16 protein-coding genes and 1 other annotated feature are annotated in these 17892 nt (G+C 37.5%); of the genes, 3 read left to right on the top strand and 13 right to left on the bottom strand.

Annotated elements, in window-relative coordinates; translation table 11 throughout:
• Positions 1 to 17 precede the first annotated feature (17 nt).
• The 8 genes from RGB74_RS05955 to zapA form a co-directional block, all read right to left on the bottom strand.
• Positions 18 to 791 carry an enoyl-CoA hydratase gene (locus RGB74_RS05955; protein WP_310762077.1) on the bottom strand — a complete coding sequence of 258 codons (774 nt, stop codon included), beginning with the start codon at positions 789 to 791 and terminating at the stop codon, positions 18 to 20.
• A 26-nt stretch (positions 792 to 817) separates the two neighbouring features.
• Positions 818 to 1417, bottom strand: a complete 600-nt coding sequence (locus RGB74_RS05950; protein WP_310762076.1) for a fatty acid metabolism transcriptional regulator FadR — start codon at positions 1415 to 1417, stop codon at positions 818 to 820.
• 322 nt (positions 1418 to 1739) lie between these two features.
• Complete coding sequence (locus tag RGB74_RS05945) at positions 1740 to 3431, bottom strand: AMP-binding protein (protein WP_310762805.1); 1692 nt, start codon at positions 3429 to 3431, stop codon at positions 1740 to 1742.
• 255 nt (positions 3432 to 3686) lie between these two features.
• Positions 3687 to 4091 (bottom strand): DUF350 domain-containing protein, encoded by a 405-nt coding sequence (locus RGB74_RS05940; RefSeq protein ID WP_310762804.1) that lies wholly within the window; start codon positions 4089 to 4091, stop codon positions 3687 to 3689.
• 41 nt (positions 4092 to 4132) lie between these two features.
• A complete protein-coding gene (locus RGB74_RS05935; RefSeq protein WP_310762075.1) occupies positions 4133 to 6490 on the bottom strand; it encodes an endonuclease MutS2 in 2358 nt (785 codons plus the stop codon).
• Between the two features lie 30 nt (positions 6491 to 6520).
• A complete protein-coding gene (gene polX / locus RGB74_RS05930) occupies positions 6521 to 8233 on the bottom strand; it encodes a DNA polymerase/3'-5' exonuclease PolX (protein ID WP_310762074.1) in 1713 nt (570 codons plus the stop codon).
• 70 nt (positions 8234 to 8303) lie between these two features.
• Positions 8304 to 8840: a CvpA family protein gene (locus RGB74_RS05925; protein WP_310762073.1), complete on the bottom strand. Its 537-nt coding sequence runs from the start codon at positions 8838 to 8840 to the stop codon at positions 8304 to 8306.
• A 1-nt stretch (position 8841) separates the two neighbouring features.
• Complete coding sequence (gene zapA, locus RGB74_RS05920) at positions 8842 to 9105, bottom strand: cell division protein ZapA (RefSeq protein ID WP_310762071.1); 264 nt, start codon at positions 9103 to 9105, stop codon at positions 8842 to 8844.
• Between the two features lie 154 nt (positions 9106 to 9259).
• Here zapA and rnhC point away from each other — a divergent pair, with 154 nt between their 5' ends.
• A complete protein-coding gene (gene rnhC, locus RGB74_RS05915; RefSeq protein ID WP_310762070.1) occupies positions 9260 to 10204 on the top strand; it encodes a ribonuclease HIII in 945 nt (314 codons plus the stop codon).
• A gap of 167 nt (positions 10205 to 10371) precedes the next feature.
• The gene (locus tag RGB74_RS05910; protein ID WP_310762069.1) at positions 10372 to 10935 is read left to right on the top strand and encodes a YtxH domain-containing protein; all 564 of its coding nucleotides are present in this window, start codon (positions 10372 to 10374) and stop codon (positions 10933 to 10935) included.
• Between the two features lie 532 nt (positions 10936 to 11467).
• Here the strand turns inward: RGB74_RS05910 and pheT are convergent.
• The 3 genes from pheT to RGB74_RS05895 form a co-directional block, all read right to left on the bottom strand.
• Complete coding sequence (gene pheT / locus RGB74_RS05905; RefSeq protein ID WP_310762068.1) at positions 11468 to 13891, bottom strand: phenylalanine--tRNA ligase subunit beta; 2424 nt, start codon at positions 13889 to 13891, stop codon at positions 11468 to 11470.
• Between the two features lie 17 nt (positions 13892 to 13908).
• Positions 13909 to 14943, bottom strand: coding sequence for a phenylalanine--tRNA ligase subunit alpha (gene pheS, locus RGB74_RS05900; protein ID WP_310762067.1), 1035 nt, complete (start codon positions 14941 to 14943; stop codon positions 13909 to 13911).
• Positions 14944 to 14983: 40 nt separating this feature from the next.
• Positions 14984 to 15206 (bottom strand) — a binding site (T-box leader).
• An 83-nt stretch (positions 15207 to 15289) separates the two neighbouring features.
• Positions 15290 to 16054: a TrmH family RNA methyltransferase gene (locus RGB74_RS05895; RefSeq protein WP_310762066.1), complete on the bottom strand. Its 765-nt coding sequence runs from the start codon at positions 16052 to 16054 to the stop codon at positions 15290 to 15292.
• 106 nt (positions 16055 to 16160) lie between these two features.
• Between RGB74_RS05895 and sspI the strand changes: the two genes are divergently transcribed.
• Positions 16161 to 16367, top strand: a complete 207-nt coding sequence (gene sspI / locus RGB74_RS05890) for a small acid-soluble spore protein SspI (protein ID WP_066291537.1) — start codon at positions 16161 to 16163, stop codon at positions 16365 to 16367.
• Between the two features lie 26 nt (positions 16368 to 16393).
• On the opposite strand, the gene RGB74_RS05885 is transcribed toward sspI, so the two are convergent.
• Both RGB74_RS05885 and RGB74_RS05880 read right to left on the bottom strand, forming a co-directional pair.
• A complete protein-coding gene (locus tag RGB74_RS05885; protein ID WP_310762065.1) occupies positions 16394 to 16888 on the bottom strand; it encodes a dUTP diphosphatase in 495 nt (164 codons plus the stop codon).
• A gap of 282 nt (positions 16889 to 17170) precedes the next feature.
• Entirely contained in the window at positions 17171 to 17770 is a 600-nt protein-coding gene (locus RGB74_RS05880) for a TVP38/TMEM64 family protein (protein ID WP_310762064.1), read from the bottom strand.
• Between the last annotated feature and the right edge of the window lie 122 nt (positions 17771 to 17892).

Here is a 17892-nt window from a genome sequence, read left to right as displayed (position 1 = left end):
GTTTACCCCTCCTAATATTATCTATCCTGAAATTCAGGTTTTCTTTTTTCAATAAATGCTTGGATTCCTTCTTGTCCATCGTGGCTTTTAAAGGCTTTACCAAACAGTTCTTGTTCTTTTACAGAACCTTTTTCATAAAGTCCTGCTCGTGCGTATTGAAGCAGCTCAAGCGTATATTTAATAGATACAGCACTTTTATCTGTAAAACTTTCTGCCAATTTGTAAGCCTTTTCAAAAAGTTCTTCAGCAGAGTAAGCTTCGTTTGCCAAACCAAGAGCTACGGCTTCTTGACCTGTTACAGGCTTACTTGAAAGCAGCATCTCACAAGCTTTTGGCACACCAACGAGCTGAGGGAGTCTTTGAGTACCTGCAAACCCAGGAATTAATCCTAATGTCAGCTCTGGCAGTCCAAGTTTCGCGTCATCGGCAACAAGTCTGATATGACAGCTCATTGCGAGTTCAAGTCCGCCGCCTAAAGCAGCTCCATGTATTGCTGCAATTACCGGTTTTGAAAATTGCTCGATTCGGTTAAAAACATCTTGGCCCTTCTTACCCAATTTAGCAAATCCTTCTTCGTCCTGAACTTCTGTAAATTCTTTTATATCAGCACCGGCTGAAAAGAAACGGCCATCACCGAGAATGACAACGGCTTTTACTTCAATATCTGATTCAATCTGGTCCAGTGCTTGATCTATTTCACGAATTACACCAGTTGAAAGAGCGTTTGCAGGTGCACGATTTAATTTAATCGTTGCTATTTTTCCTTTTTTGTTCACTTGCAAAAAATCCACTTTACCTAGCCTCCTCTAACTAAAACTTAATTTGAATTCGGCATCTTTACTGATAAACCATTGACAAGCATTTGGTGTATAGCATCAGCAAGAGCAGGTAAATCATATCGGTGATCATTCATCACCCAGTTAGTAGCAGTTTCATCGATAGTTCCAAAAATCATTTGCCTTGCGAGCCGAATGTCAATTTCAGGAACAAACACACCTTCTTGCATGCCATCGTTTAATATCGTATCAATTAAGTTTAAGTACCTTTTTAATACTTCACCAATTTTAGCACGAAGCTGTCTATTTGTTTGACGCAATTCCAGTTGAGTCACGATCGATAGCTCATAATCTGCAGTTAACTGCTTAAAATGCATTTCGACGAGTGTTCTTAGCTTTTCGATCGCCGTATCTTTCCCTTTCAGCTCATTTTCTGTTTTTTCAATAAAGGTCCCCATCTTCTCATTAAAAACAGAAACAAGCAGATCTTCCTTATTTTTAAAATACAGATAAATCGTGCCGTCTGCTACGCCGGCTTCTTTTGCAATTTTGGAAACTTGAGATTGATGATAACCATGTTCAGCAATTACATTAACGGCAGCATCAATAATTTTTTCGTATTTTGGACCTTTACGTTTCATAACTATCGCCTCATTTGTGTATAGCACAATCTCACTTACAGAAAATGAATGATTGTTCATTCATAATTGTAAAACAAATCTTTCTTTTCTGTCAATTTTATTATGTCATTATTCTAACGTAATTGACAAGTTAAATGTAGTTAGAATTACATTTGCCTAGAAAAATTGTTGATATGCGACTTTTCAAATCTAATAATATCCATAATACAGAAGACTTTGTTTTTGTGAAAACAACCGACGGTAAAAATGTCGATCAAAGCGCCATTATAAACAAAAATCGTCAAACAAAAAACCGCTCAATGGCGGTTTTTTGTGATTAAGTTCAGGCATTTTGTTCAGCTTTTTGTTTCTCCTCTTCCAGTAATACCCGGCGAAGTATTTTCCCTACAATCGTTTTAGGTAAATCTTTCCGGAATTCATACAGTCTAGGAACTTTGAATGATGCAAGGTGTTCACGGCAATATTTGTTTAATTCTTCTTCAGAACACTCTGCACCGTCTTTTAGAACAATAAAAGCTTTTACAGTCTCACCGCGGTATGGATCTGGAACTCCTACGACAACAACTTCTTTCACTTTTTCGTGCTCATAAAGCACTTCTTCCACTTCACGGGGATAAATATTAAAACCGCCGGCAATGATAAGGTCTTTTTTACGGTCAACAATGTAAAAATATCCTTTTTCATCCATGTACCCAACGTCACCGGTTATGAGCCAATCATCATGAAACACAGCTGCCGTTTCTTCAGGCTGGTTCCAATACCCTTTCATAACCTGCGGACCACGAACAGCCAATTCCCCAATTTCTCCAGGTTCAGCCCATTCGCCGGCTTCTGAAGAAATGATTCCTGCTTCTGTATTCGGCCACGGAAGCCCGATACTGCCTTTGATTTGTTCACCATAAATCAAATTGGCATGTGTAACGGGTGAAGCTTCAGTAAGTCCATAACCTTCTACGAGAGTCCCAGATATAATTGCCTGGAACTTTTCTTGAACTTCTGATGGAAGTGCTGCTGAACCACTGATACAAGCCTGAATAGAAGATAAATCATATTTTTTTAAATCCGGATGATTCAATAGGGCAATGTACATAGTTGGTGCACCCGGAAATAAAGTTGGACGTTCTTTATGAATCGTCTTTAAAACTTGTTTGGGATCAAACTTCGGCAAGATAATCATTTGTGCTTTTGTAATGATTCCAAGGTTCATTACACATGTCATGCCATAGACATGGAAAAACGGCAGGGCTCCCAAAATCTTCTCTTTTCCATCACGGTTCTTATACATCCATGCATTGCATTGTAATGCATTTACGACAAGATTTTGATGAGTTAGCATTACACCTTTTGCAGGTCCCGTAGTCCCGCCAGTATATTGCAATAATGCAAGATCTTCCTCAGGATTGATATCCACACTAGGGTAATTTGGAGATGAATGTTTTAGCAGCTCAGTAAATGAATGGACTTCATGGTTGTAAGTGATATCTACTACAACATTAGGATTTTGTCTTTTCTGTATGAATGGGTATAAAAGATTTTTCGGAAAAGGCAAATAATCCTTAACTGAAGTCATAATGACGTGTTCTAAAGCGGTCTCATTTCGAACTGAAGAAATTCTGCCAAACAGCAGATCCAGACCAACAATCACTTTAGCCCCGCTATCAGCCAGCTGATGATGGAGCTCCCTTTCCGTATATAATGGATTGGTCTGAACAACGATACCGCCTAAAAATAAAGTGCCGTAGTACGCAATTACCCCTTGAGGACAATTTGGAAGCATAATTGCAACTCTGTCACCTTTTTTCACTCCCATTTTGGAGAGAGCGTCAGCAAACCGTAAACTGCTTTCATACAGTTCGCCAAATGTTAATGTTTTACCTAAAAAATGCACAGCAGTTTGATCTTTTTTCTCTACTGCTGCTGATTCTAAATACGCGAATAAAGGTTTGCTGTCATAATCAAGATGTCCTGGAATTTCGTTTGGGTAACTGTTAAGCCACCTTCTTTCCACTTGCATCTCCTCCTTATTCACGCTTACCTTCAAAAATTCTATATATAATCCTATTATATTGAAAACGTATACATAATTATATACTTTTTGAAAAATTTAAAATAATCCGTAAAATTACTGCCTAAAAAAACCAGATCCCTTTTTTGGAATCTGGTTCTTTGTTACGTAAAAAACAATAAATAAATCATCCCGGCAGCAATAAATACACCGCTTAGAACAAATAAGACTTTAAATAACGTATCCATATTTATATCCCTTCAACTATTCGATGCCTTCTCCGATGACAAAAGAAAGACCTATTGAAATAATCATCGAAATAAAACCAACAGCTTTATTATCATTTTCTATTTCCTTATCTATTTGAAATTTTGGAGTTAAAAATTCAAAGATGAAATAACCGATAAGAAGTAATACAAAACCAAAAACTCCCCAAGTGATCATTGTAACTATTGAGTCATTCTGGCCAATAGAATAACGAAAAATGTTTGCAATTCCAAAAATTTTCCCGCCAGTTGCCATAGCCACAGAAAAGTTCCCGTTTTTTATTTCTACCCAATTTTTATAACGTGTTACAAGCTCAAAAATGGCTAAAAACACAACTAAACAAAGCACGACAACACTGTAATTTGCAGCTGTTTTTAAAAAGGCATTTCCCATAAAATCCATTGTTTGTGCAGCTCCTTTTTCTCCATTCAAGTAAGCTTAACTTATTTTAGTACTGCCACTGTAACTCCGCCTCCGCCTTCACCAGCTTCACCCATTCTGGTTGACTTCACATTCCGATGGGTTTTCAAAAGTTCTTGTACACCTTTTCTAAGAGCACCTGTTCCTTTACCATGGATAATATATACTTGATTAAAACCAGCTAACATTGCTTCATCCAAATACCGGTCTACCTCCAGCATGGCATCTTCATACCTCTTCCCTCTCAGATCAAGCTCAGGACGGAAGTTATCATTTGAACCTGTAACTTTAACAAAAGATCGAGGCTCGGCTTTTGGTTTTGTTTGTTTGATCCATTCTAAATCTCGTTCTTTTACATTCATTTTTAAAATACCAATCTGTACTTGGTATTCATTATTGCTTACCTTTTCTACAATGTGTCCTTTTTGACCCACAGTAAGCACCCTTACTTCATCTCCAGGCATATACTCTGCTTTTGTGGAAGCTGCTTTTTGCTGCTTTTTCTTTGACTGTGATTTAGGTACAGCCTCTTCTAATCTCTTCTTCGCTTCAATCAGTTTGTGTTCTTTGATTTGACCGCCTGATTTTTGCAGCTCGCGTATTTCATGGATGATTTCTTCTGCGGTTTCACGTGCCTTTATTACAGCTTCTTCCGCTTCTTCTTTTGCTTTCAAGTACAAACGTTCTTTTTCATTTTGATAAAGTTCCAGTTCCCTTTCAAGATCTGTTTTAATAGCCTCTGCTTCTTTTCTCATCAGATGAGCCTGTTCCATTTCTTTTTCGGCTTCCTTCCGATTGTCTTCAAGCGAGCGTATCATATTATCAATCTTGTTTTCATCTTCACTGATTTGTTCGCGGGCTGCATCAATGATATCCTGACGTAGTCCTAATCGTTTTGAAATTTCAAATGCATTACTTCGACCCGGCACACCAACTAGCAATCTATATGTTGGACGTAATGTCTGCACATCGAATTCTACAGAAGCATTCATTACTCCTTCACGGTTATAGGCATATGCTTTTAATTCACTATAATGAGTTGTTGCCACAACACGTGCTCCTCTTGCAAACACAAAATCAAGAATGGAAATCGCAAGTGCTGCACCTTCCTGCGGGTCAGTACCCGCACCAAGTTCATCAAAGAGCACGAGTGATTCATGATCCATATTGTTCAAAATATCAACGATGTTCACCATGTGTGAAGAAAAAGTACTCAAAGACTGCTCAATCGATTGTTCATCTCCAATATCTGCAAAAATTGATTGGAACACAGCCATTTCTGATTCTTCTCGAGCTGGAATTTGCAACCCGCATTGAGCCATCAACGTCAAAAGACCGATCGTTTTTAGCGTTACAGTTTTCCCACCAGTATTTGGACCCGTTATTACTAAAGACTGATATTCCCCGCCCAGCATTACACTGATTGGAACAACTGAATTTTGGTCTAATAATGGGTGTCTTGCCTCTTTTAGTGAAATAAATCCATGATCATTCATAATTGGTCTTGTAGCTTTTAATTCATTCGCAAATCTTGCTTTTGCCAAAATGAAATCAACTTCTGCAAGCTCCTCCACGTTCAAAAGGATATCTTCTGCATTTTCGGCAACTTGCATTGTCAATTCTCTTAAAATTTTCTCGATTTCGCGAGCTTCTTTTGCTTTAGTATCTTTCACTTGGTTGTTGATCGCAACGACAGATTGCGGTTCGATAAAAAGAGTCGCTCCACTTGCAGACTGATCGTGTATCATCCCGCCAAAATTACCTCTGTACTCTTGTTTAACTGGAATAACAAATCTGTCATTTCGAATCGTAATAATCGTATCAGACAGCATTTTTTGATAACTTGAAGAACGAACGATCGATTCAAGCTTTTCTCTTACTCTAGCTTCAAATGTTCTAAGCTGCTGACGAATCAATCTTAATTCATTACTTGCACTATCCATCATGTGACCGTGGTCATCAATACAGCTTTTTATCGATTGCTCGATGTCATTTAAAGGAATTATTACTTCCGCGGTACGTTTTAAAATCGTCAGTTCAATACCATCTTCAACAAGTCCTTCAATAAAGCGTTTAAAACGTCTGCCGCCATATATGGTAGAAGCGATATCCAGCAGATCTTCCTCGTTAAGCAAGCTTCCGATTTGGGATCGTTTAACATTAGAACGAACGTCAAAAATCCCGCCAAATGGAACCTGTCCTTTTAATCGCAGTACTTTGACACCTTCATCTGTCGCCTCATGGGCAAAGTTTACCTCATCTAAAGTTACTGAAGGAGTAAGGTTATTAATTTTATTTGTACCTAGTGAACTGCTTGCATGCTTTTTCAGTCTTTCAATGACTTTTTTCAATTCCAAAACTCGTAACAATTTATCTTGCATATTTATTCCCCCTGATTCGAGGATATTAGGCTATTTTTTACGGTTTAAGTAGGTTTCCAATTCATCTAAAGTCATCGCATTCAGCACTGACTCCTTTTTAATAAACCCTTTTCGCGCTACCGCTGCCCCAATCTCCATATGTTTCATCGTTTCTTTGTAATGTGCATCTGTGTTTATCGCAATTTTCACGCCATATTCCTGAGCTTTCCGCAGCCATTCTGCAGCAAGATCCAGACGGTTTGGATTGGCATTCAGTTCAACTGCAGTTCCTGTTTCTTTTGCGAGATTCAATAATAGGTCAACGTCAACATTATATCCTTCACGCCGCCCGATTAAGCGGCCAGTAGGATGAGCGATCAATGCTACCTTATTATGTTTCAGAGCTGTTGTTAAACGTTCCATAATCTTACTCTGACTTTGAGAAAAAGCAGAATGAATACTCGCTATAACAAAGTCCAGTTCTTCAAGCAGTTCGTCATCATAATCGAGTGTTCCATCCGGCAGAATATCCATTTCGATTCCTGCTAAAATTTTAAAATCATTGTATTGTTTATTCAAACGGTCAATTTCTTTTCGCTGCATTCGTATTCGATCTGGCGTGAGTCCATTTGCGACTCTTAAATACTGGGAGTGGTCAGTAATCGCCATATATCGATACCCGCGATTCCGAGCTTCTTCGGCCATTTCTTCAATAGAAAATGCGCCGTCACTCCAAGTAGAATGCATATGAAGATCACCCTTTATATCAGATAGCTCTATAAAATCGTAGCTGCCCTTCAAAAGTTCGATTTCATCACCTGTTTCTCTTGCCTCAGGCGGTATCCAATTTAATCCGAAATAGTGATAAAAATCTTCTTCAGATACGAAAGTTTTCACTTCGCCTGTTTCTACATTTTCTACTCCATATTCGCTTATTTTTTCACCCCTGGCTTTTGCCAGCTGACGCATTTTTACGTTATGCTCCATAGACCCCGTAAAGTGATGAAGTGTCGTCGCAAAATGCTTCGGTTCTACTATTCTAAAATCGACAGATACCTCTACCTCGCCGATCACAAGAGAAACTTTTGTATCACCACTTGCAATTATATCTGTAATTCCCTCTAAACTTAATAATTGTTCTTTTACTTTAGCAGGATTTTTTGTAGAGATGATAAAATCAAGATCTTTTATTGTTTCTCTATATCTTCTAAGACTCCCTGCTCTTGAATATTTTTCAACATAACTCATCTTTTCTATTTGATCTTCTATTTTCTCAGCAATCGGAAGCATATAAGCAATTGGAAGTCTTTCCGGACGTTTTCCTAAGTCTTCTAAAGAAGCAAGAATTTTTTCTTCAGTCTTCGCTCCAAAGCCGGGAAGTCCTCTCACTTTACCTGAATTACAGACTTCTTTTAATGACTCAACATTGGTTACGCCTAACTCTTGATAAAGTTTCGCAATCTTTTTTCCGCCAAGGTTTGGAACTTTTAATAAAGTAATAAGTTCTGAAGGTACTTTTTCCTGAAGTTCAATTAATAAGTCAGACTTCCCTTTTTCCATCATTTCTGAAATAACAGATGCTGTTCCCTTGCCAATACCTTTAAGCTTGGATACATCGTCAATTTCCTCCATCGTTCGTTCATCACTTTCTAAAGCATTCGCTGCTTTTCGATATGCTGAAACTTTAAATGAATTCTCACCAAGTATTTCAAAATAAAGAGCAATTTGTTCAAGAGTGCGGACAATTTCTTTTTTATTTGTCATTATGACCTTCCTCTCCTAGTGAACCTTAAATACCAGATAAAGCAAAAACTTCCCCAGAAATGGAGAAGTTTTACGCCATATGTTTCATCCACATTTCCTTTACAGCCTCTGAAAATACCGGTGTGTTTTTAACCATTCCCTGTGCAATCCATGAATTTTCATAATAAGTTTGGAAATTTCCGATCGGCACTAGTGTTGCAACATAAAGCAAAATAAAAACAATGAGGTAGATTTCAATAAATCCTAATAAACCGCCAAGCCACCGATTAACAGTATGAAGCAATGGAAGATGTGCTAAGAAATCCAGCATTGATCCAAGAATCTGCAGGATAATTTTTGTTGCGAAAAACAAAATAGCAAATGCTATCGCATTATAATAAGCTTGTTCAAGTGAGATACTGTTTAATAAAAAGGACACAGAACCATTATTTGATGACGGATATGGAATCCAAAGCTCCAGTTTTGGTGCAAGATCGTCATAATAAAGATAAGCAACAATATATGCAGCAACAAACCCGATTAAATGTACAAGCTGCATAATAAAACCACGCTTTAATCCAATTAAAAACCCAAATAATAAAATAATGAATAAAATAAAATCAAGCATATTAACTTTCCTCTTTTCCAATCTTTTGTTGCAATTTTTTTAGCTCTTCTTTAATCTTTAAATATTCACTCATTGTATTTACTGCTGTAAGAACAGCAAGCTGTTTTGTATCAAGAAACCGATTATGAGCTTGAATCTCTCTCATTTTCAAATCTACCTTATCAGCTACTAAATGAATATGGCTGGAAGTTTCGGTCCCTGCTATTACATACCGCTGTCCATAGATCTCGACCGTTGTACGGTTTTTATTTTTGTCTTCCGCCACGAAAAAACCTCCTTATCAAAAAGGATCTATGCATCGCTGATGATTACTCTATTCTTTATCTTAACAAATATATGACATACTTGAAAACGTTTCTGTCTAAACTCGTCGATTTTTTTGATAATATTGGAAAAAATCGCATAAAGGGGATTACTTAATGGCTCATGTAGTTAAAAAGATGACGAATAGTGAGATTTTAGCCATGAAGAATGAGCTATCATCTTCTATACAAGATAAGACGCCTCCTGGTGCAATTTTTACTGCGAAGATAACCGAATGTACGATTACTGCCTATCAATCTGGAAAAGTTCTATTTCAAGGAAAACGCGCTGAAGAAGCCTCACAAAATTATGCCGGGAAGCTCGCACCATCGAAAGAAAAAAAGACGGCATCTAAACCCGTGCACGGATATGCACCGCCTCCGAATATAGCAGCATTATCGATAATAGGAAGTGATGAAGTAGGAACTGGCGATTATTTTGGACCAATGACAGTTGTTGCTGCTTATGTATCTTCTGAACAGCTGGAGCTCGTAAAAGAATTGGGAGTAAAAGATTCAAAAAATCTAAATGACAAACAAATTGTGCAGATTGCAAAGGAGCTTATTCATACAATTCCATATAGTTTACTAGTGCTTCCGAACGAGAAATACAATGCACTACAGCAAAAAGGCATGACGCAAGGAAAAATTAAAGCAATTCTTCATAATCGTGCTCTCCAAAATGTAAAAGAAAAAATCGAAGGTAAGAAGCTAGATGGAATCTTGATTGATCAATTTTGTGAACCAGGGGTTTATTTTAACTATTTGAAGAATGAACAAAACTTGTTAAAAGAAGGATTATATTTTTCAACAAAAGGGGAATCCATTCATCTATCCGTAGCTGCAGCATCCATTTTAGCCAGATATAGTTTTTTAAAAGAAATGGATGAACTCGGTTCTCAATTTAATACGGTTCTTCCTAAAGGCGCTGGCACGCATGTAGACGTTAAAGCTGCTGAATTAATTGAAAAGCATGGTGAAAAAATTTTAAATACTCTTACAAAAAAGCATTTTGCAAACACGCAAAAAGCACTGAATCTGTTAAAGAAAAAGAGACTTTAGTATTTTATGAAGCAATGATCTAAAGGCACTTGAAAACGCCATTTAGAATCATGCTTCTTTTTTGTTATCCTTTAGCATTCATATTCGAATAGAACCATACAACGTTTAATTTTCAATTGAAAGGGAATTTCCTAGTTACAGTACATTTTAATAGAGGAGGTTTCATTATGAGTGAATCTGTAACTGGACATACAGGATATCAAAATGAGCAAAACAGCATGCTGCTAAAAGGAATTATTATTGGTGGCCTTGTTGGAGGAGCCTTAGCTTTGATCGATCGTAACACGAGATCTAAAGTGAAACATACAGCAGTTGGATTGAAGGATACTTCGAGTAAGATGTTAACGGAAGTCAAGGAAAATCCAAATGAGGTTAAAGATCAGATGATTAGCCAGTTCAAAAATGCCTCCAACACATTAAAAGAAGCAATTGAAGAAGCTCAGGACCTTTACCAGCGGGTGAACAGCACTTTTGGAAATATCAATGTGCTAAAAGAAGTTTCTAGTGAGGCAATATCAACTTTTAAGGAAGCAAAAGGCGACCTTAGCAATATCAGTACAAAAGTTAAAGAAGCAGGAGGAGAACTTGCGGGAAATTCTATTAATACAAATGATCCAGAACATGAAGATAACAGTTTGAAGCATTATAACACTGGCACTTCTTTGAAAAGTGATCAAGAGGCAGTTGCTGCCGGCTATACTTCTCAAAGTAATTACGGCAGCCACAACTAAAGCTGTTACCGCATTTTTGCTGTCATTGAAGAAGTTGATCTCCGTTCCAGGATGCTCGCTTTTCGCGGGGCAGGCGGTGAGCCACATTCGGACGTTTCACTTTTAAGTGTCTCACCTGCCCGCCTGTCCCGCAGGAGTCTCGCACCTTGCACTCCAATCAACTTGCCATTGTTGTCAAATTACAAAAATGCACTAGAAGTAGCAATCTTTTAAAAAAAAGCCTTTCTAAAGAGTGTTCTTCTTTGAACAATTAATAGGAAAGGAAGAGCAAGACTCCTCGAAAATGAAAATTACATTTTCTTCGTGCGATGTATTGCTGCCGTTGCTTTCCTTGTCCTACAAGATGAGTGGGAATTATGAAAGCGAAAACGGTTTATACAGCCCCGACAAGGAAAAGGGGAGATGGGCTAATAAGGTGCTTTTTGACTTCAAGACTCCTCATTCAAAAACAACATAGTTTACGAAAACAGCAAATAAAAAAGAACTGGTCCTCAAGGTTAAATCTCACCTTGGTGGACCAGTTCTTTTTTTATTATTTTCTTAACTGAGCACCGAATCGTTCCTCTAAGCTTTTAAGAACACGATCATGCGCTGCAACAACTTCTTCATCAGTTAATGTACGTTCTGGATCAAAGTATTTTAGAGAGAAAGCAAGGGATTTTTTCCCTTCTTCCATTCTTTCACCTTCATATAAATCAAAAAGATTTACTTCTTTTAACAATTCACCGCCAGCTGCTTGGATTACGGTAAATAGATCACCTGATGGCAGCTCTTTATCTACTACTAATGCTATGTCACGTGTAATAGAAGGATAGCGCGGCAATGTTTGATAAACGGTTTGATCTGTCTTTGCATCAATTAAAATAGAGGCATTCAGTTCAAACACAAACGTATCTTTCATATCCAATTCTTTTTGAATTGCTGGATGCAGCTGTCCTAAGAATCCAACTGGAATACCATCAAGTTTTACAACTGCTGTTCGTCCAGGATGCATATTTTCAATTTGACCTGCTTCATATGTGATACGCTCAGAAAGATTCAACTCGGTCATTAATCCTTCTAGAATTCCCTTCAGTAAGAAGAAATCGGATGCTCTTTTCTCACCTTGCCATAAATGTTCATTAAACAACCCAGTAATCGCACCCGAAACAAATACATACTCTTCAGGCAACTCTGTTAACGATTCTTGGCGATTAACAAAAACTGAGCCCATTTCATAAACTGCAAGATCTTCCATCGAACGATTGCGGTTATATTGAACCACTTCGAGGAGCTGAGGTAACAAACTCATTCGCAATGTACTGCGTTCTTCACTCATTGGATGAGCAACAGAAATCGGATAAACTTTTTGTCCGCTAAATGAAAACTTTCTTGATTTATCAGGAGTTGTTAAAGCATAAGTTACCGCTTGGAATAAACCTGCCCCTTCAAAATATTTACGGATATTACGTCTTTTAGCCTGACTTTCAGATAATCCGCCTGGACGTGCTTCAGTTAAAAGGAAAGTCGTAGGAATACGATCATAACCGTAAATTCTTCCAACTTCTTCGATTAAATCTGCTTCTATCGTAATATCAGGTCTTCTTGAAGGAATAATTACATCAAATTCATCGTTGTCTGTTTTATAAGAGAAACCTAATCGATCAAAAATCGCTGCAGTTTGTTCTACTGTAATCAACGTACCAAGCAAGTTATTCATTCTAGAAACAGACATTTTTACAGAGTACGTACTTACTTCACGCTTCCCTGCTTCAACAATTCCCTCTGCTACTTTTCCGCCAGCAATTTCAGACATTAAGCTTGCTGCTCTCATCGCAGCTGCAAATACACGGTTTCGATCAATTCCTTTTTCATATCTAGAGCTCGCTTCACTTCTTAACCCAAGATCTTTCGACGCTGTTCTTACACGGCTAGAAGCAAAATAAGCTGCTTCTAACAAGATGTTTGTTGTATCAGCTTGAACTTCACTTGTTGCACCGCCCATAACACCAGCAACTGCGATCGGTTCTTTACCATTTGTTATAACAAGATGTGTATCTTTTAATGTTCGATTCTGATTATCCAGCGTTTGAATCGTTTCCTCTGATTTTGCACGGCGTACAACGATTTCTTCAGAACCTAGACGGTTATAATCAAATGCATGCAATGGCTGACCATATTCTAGCAGGACAAAGTTCGTAATATCCACAACGTTATTAATTGGACGTATTCCTGAAGCCATCAGACGATTTTGCATCCATATCGGAGAAGGACCGATTTTTACATCACGAATAATCATCGCTCCGTAATAAGGATTATCTTCATACGATTCGATACTGACTGAAATAAAATCTTCAGCCTTATTTTCAGAATTTGTTATTGATTGACTAGGTGTTTTCACTTCTTGATTTAAAATAGCTGCCACTTCATAGGCTACACCCAACATATTTAAACAATCCGCTCGATTCGGTGTTAGTCCAAGCTCTAGAACATGGTCATGAAGATTTAAATATTCGAGCGCATCACTTCCAGGTACAGCATCAGACGGCATTACAAAGATTCCACTGGAATATTCTTTTGCTACAAGTTTTGTGTCGATACCCAATTCCTGCAGAGAGCAGATCATACCTAATGACTCTTCCCCACGCAGCTTTGCTTTTTTAATTTTAAAGTTTCCTGGAAGAACAGCACCAGGAACAGCTACTGCAACTCTTTGTCCTTCAGCAACGTTTGGTGCTCCACAAACGATTTGTGAAACTTCTTCTTGTCCGATATCCACTTTGCATACTCTCAGTTTATCAGCATTTGGATGCTGAATGCATTCAAGGACATGCCCTACAACAACTCCGCTAACCCCTTTGTTTAATGCTTCAACAACTTCAACTTCAATACCGCTTTTCGTTATTTTATCTGCTAAATCTGCAGGACTAATTTCTACATTTACATATTCTTTTAGCCAGTTATAAGATACTAACAATTTAAATCCTCCCCCGTTTACACATTTTTGAATTGTTTTAAGAACCGGATATCATTCGCATAAAAATGACGGATATCATCTATTCCGTACTTAAGCATCGCGATACGCTCTGGACCCATACCAAATGCAAAGCCTGTATATTCTTTAGAATCGAAACCTGCCATTTCAAGGACGTTTGGATGTACCATACCTGCTCCTAAAATTTCAATCCAGCCTGTTTGCTTACAAATTGAACAGCCTTTTCCACTGCACTTAAAGCAAGAAATATCCATTTCAACGGACGGCTCTGTAAAAGGGAAAAAGCTTGGGCGTAATCTGATTTTGCGATCTTCACCAAACATTTTCTTAGCAAATGTTTCTAGAACTCCTTTTAAGTCGCTAAGACGAACATTACGGTCAACGACTAAACCTTCAATTTGCATAAATTGATGAGAATGTGTCGCATCATCATTATCACGTCGATACACTTTACCAGGAGAAATAATTTTTACCGGTCCTGTTCCTTCGTGCATTTCCATTGTTCTCGCCTGCACAGGTGATGTTTGTGTTCGAAGCAAGATATCTTCTGTAATGAAGAACGAATCTTGCATATCACGGGCAGGATGGTTTTTCGGTAAATTAAGCGCCTCAAAGTTATAGTAATCTGTTTCTACTTCAGGACCTTCTGCAATCGTAAAGCCCATGCTTAAAAATAAATCTTCAATTTCAGTAACTACTGATGTAAGGGGATGAGCATTCCCATGTTTCACCGGTCTTCCAGGCAATGTTACATCCAGCATTTCTTTCGCTAATTTTTCGGAAATCGCAGCTTCTTCTAGAGTGGCTTGCTTTTTATCTATTTCAAGCTGAATACTGTCTCTTACTTCATTTGCATAAGCCCCAATAACAGGTCTTTCTTCTGCTGATAATTTCCCCATTCCTTTTAACACTTCAGTAATGGGACCTTTTTTCCCTAAGTAAGATATTTTAACAGCTTGCAGGTCTTTAAGATCATGGCTTTCTTGTATTTTTCCGATTGCTTCCAATTTTAAGGCTTCTAAACGTTCTTTCACCTTACAACCCCTCCTTTAAATATAAAAAACTCCTCATCCAATAAGGGACGAGGAGTTCGCGGTACCACCCAATTTAACAATGATTAAAAACACTGTTCACTTCATTAAAGTAACGGCTCTTCACCGGTCAGCCCTACTCGTATTTTTCAGGTGACAACTCAGGAGTGAATTCGATAACCCCTACCAAAGAAATGCTTGCAGTCCTGGACATTTCCTCCCTAATTGGCGGTTGTTTATTTACTATTCTCCATCAACGTTATTATTTTATTTTCATTTGGTCTTGTTCCATTATATATGATAAAAATTAGAAATTGCAACGCATCTCACGTATATTGCCCGAAAAAGGTTATCTTTTACGTTGAAGTTCATAAAGAAGAATACCTGTAGCTACTGAGACGTTCAAAGATTCGGCCTTACCGAAAATCGGTATTTTGACATTCATCGTTGATTCATTCTGCAGTGATTGCTGAACACCTGCACCCTCATTACCTACAATTAAAGCAAATCCATCCGACTCTGGAACTTCTCTCATATCAACCGCATTTTGGAGTGATGTCGAATACACTGGAATATTTAACGATTTACATTCATATAAAGCGGTTTGGAGATCTCTTTTTACAATTGGCAAATGAAAGAGAGACCCTTGTGTAGAACGAACTGTTTTCCCATTATAAAGATCGGCGGTACCTTCACCCAAAATAACACCATTCAAACCAGCACTATCTGCGGTGCGAATAATTGTCCCAAGATTACCTGGATCTTGGACGCCATCAACAAATAAATAACGACCATTTTCTTTTAACAATTCATCAGGTTCTGGCTGCATTTCACAAACAGCAATAATCCCTTGAGGTTTCTCTGTTTCAGATAGCATTTTCATTAATTTTGAAGAAACTGACCATAAAATAAATTTTTCTTTTAACCAATCTTCTTGTATTTCAAAGTTCTCTTCAATAATAATATGCACTAACTTTGCTCCAGAAGATATGGCTTCCTCTACAAGATGGGGTCCTTCCAATAAAAATGTCCCTGTTTTCTCCCTCTCTTTTTTAGTATGTAATTTTTTCCACTGTTTAATGGATGGATTTGATTCGGATTCAATGTACTTCATATTGAATTAACTCCTTTAAATCATAAAATATTTATTATTCATTCATAAAATAAGTACAAAACGTACACAATAAAAAAAGAAAAAAATTAATAGAGGTGCTTATCCAATGAATCTTGATTTAAGAAAAGCAGTATTGCATAACGTTACAGGAAATAATAAAGAACAGCTGCAGGATACAATTGTAGATGCGATCGAAAGCGGAGAAGAAAAAATGCTACCTGGTCTTGGTGTCCTTTTTGAAGTAATCTGGAAAAATTCAGACGAGCAAAAAAAAGAAGAAATCTTAACCACTTTATCTAATGGTTTAAAATAAAACCCGGTTCTCCGGGTTTTATTTTATTAATATCCAGAATTTTGACGCTCATGATTTACAAGATTTTTTTCAAGGTATGCCGCTTCAATCTCCTCATAACTAAACTTAAGCTTTGAACCTAGCCCCATGAAATCCTCAAAAAATAATACAAACTCATTTATAGACAGCTTTTTGGATCCCGCTTGATATAAAGATAAAAAAACGTCCGTCAATTCTATATTGTCCATTTTTGTTTGCAGTTTTACCTCATCTGGCAGCTGAATATCAGTAATTTCCAAATCAATCCCTATTGATAATACAAAATGCAAGCCATCAACATATTCTTCTAAAATGGTCTCTTTTAGAGATGGCGATTTTGTACTCCAATACTTAAAACATCTTGTTTCATTTGCAAGCTCTCCCAGTTCAACAAGGAATGCTAATCGTCTTTTTTCATATAAATCTTCATTGTTAAGTTGATGTTCTTTAACAATCCGGTTATTTAGTTCCTTTTGCATTGAAAACAGTCTTTGAATGTTCACTTTTATTCCCCTGCCTTTCATACCTAAGCTATTATAACGTATTTTAGAAAATTAGGCTGTTTTCTAAAAAATTGCTGCTTTTGGATCGTAATCTTTCTCATCATTGACAAGTTGATTGGAGTGTAAGGTGCGAGACTCCTGCGGGATCAGCGAGACAGGTGAGACCATTCAATGTCGCATGGCGACGAGTGGGCTCACCGCGCGCCCCGCGGAAAGCGAGCATCCTGCAGCGGAAATCAACCACTATCAAGAAGCAAACAATCTAAATTATAAAAGCACGCCTTAAGCAGACATGCTTTTGGTTTCTGATTTATTTTCTTCCTCAAAAAAATCGCTCCACTTAATAATCAGTTCTTTTCTTCTTAATAGATAAAAAAGAACAGATAAGGCTATCAGCAGCACGACCGAGGTTATTAGAGAGAGAGACAGTATGACTGATCCAAAAGACGAATAAATGACAGCTAAAGGAATATTTGAAATGATGCTCGCTTTTGTATATTCTTTAAAATTTGATGAAATATCAATTAAACAAAGACTTAACAGATGAAAGTGCATAAAAGGAACCATTTTTAGTATTGCAATCTGTCCAACTGAAAAGGGCATTCTTTTACCGATCCATTTCTTTTGAAGTTTCTTTATTTTCCCCATCAGCTTTGGCATACCCTTCATACCCCAATAAAATAGAACACTAGATAGCGTAATTCCAATGACTGAATAAAGTGTACCGGCAACTGCTCCGAATAATAATCCTCCCGTTAAACAGATTAAACCTACCGGTAAAAATAAAAATTGCCTGAATGCCTGAAGCATAATAAAAACACAAGGGGCAAATATTCCGCTAAACTTCAAAACTTCTATAAACATACTTGTATCCTTTAACACTTCACACCCCCCTTTAAAGTCAGCATATGACAGCAGACGAGCCGTATATGACAAATTAATACGCGAATAATAAGCACTTCTTAATGCCATCTTATAGATAGATTGATACTTTTCGTTTTCCG

It is taken from the genome of Bacillus sp. NEB1478 (genome assembly GCF_031582965.1).
In the GTDB taxonomy this organism is placed as follows: Bacteria; Bacillota; Bacilli; order Bacillales; family Fictibacillaceae; genus Fictibacillus.
This window is presented reverse-complemented; position numbering and strand designations above follow the sequence as displayed.

Excerpts from the sequence above, each read along its gene's own strand:
- rnhC (WP_310762070.1), top strand. The coding sequence starts at position 9,260 with ATGGCTCATGTAGTTAAAAAGATGACGAATAGTGAGATTTTAGCCATG.
- RGB74_RS05925 (WP_310762073.1), bottom strand. The coding sequence starts at position 8,840 with ATGCTTGATTTTATTTTATTCATTATTTTATTATTTGGGTTTTTAATT.
- RGB74_RS05950 (WP_310762076.1), bottom strand. The coding sequence starts at position 1,417 with ATGAAACGTAAAGGTCCAAAATACGAAAAAATTATTGATGCTGCCGTT.
- RGB74_RS05935 (WP_310762075.1), bottom strand. The coding sequence starts at position 6,490 with ATGCAAGATAAATTGTTACGAGTTTTGGAATTGAAAAAAGTCATTGAA.
- RGB74_RS05945 (WP_310762805.1), bottom strand. The coding sequence starts at position 3,431 with ATGCAAGTGGAAAGAAGGTGGCTTAACAGTTACCCAAACGAAATTCCA.
- sspI (WP_066291537.1), top strand. The coding sequence starts at position 16,161 with ATGAATCTTGATTTAAGAAAAGCAGTATTGCATAACGTTACAGGAAAT.
- polX (WP_310762074.1), bottom strand. The coding sequence starts at position 8,233 with ATGACAAATAAAAAAGAAATTGTCCGCACTCTTGAACAAATTGCTCTT.
- RGB74_RS05910 (WP_310762069.1), top strand. The coding sequence starts at position 10,372 with ATGAGTGAATCTGTAACTGGACATACAGGATATCAAAATGAGCAAAAC.
- RGB74_RS05895 (WP_310762066.1), bottom strand. The coding sequence starts at position 16,054 with ATGAAGTACATTGAATCCGAATCAAATCCATCCATTAAACAGTGGAAA.
- RGB74_RS05940 (WP_310762804.1), bottom strand. The coding sequence starts at position 4,091 with ATGGATTTTATGGGAAATGCCTTTTTAAAAACAGCTGCAAATTACAGT.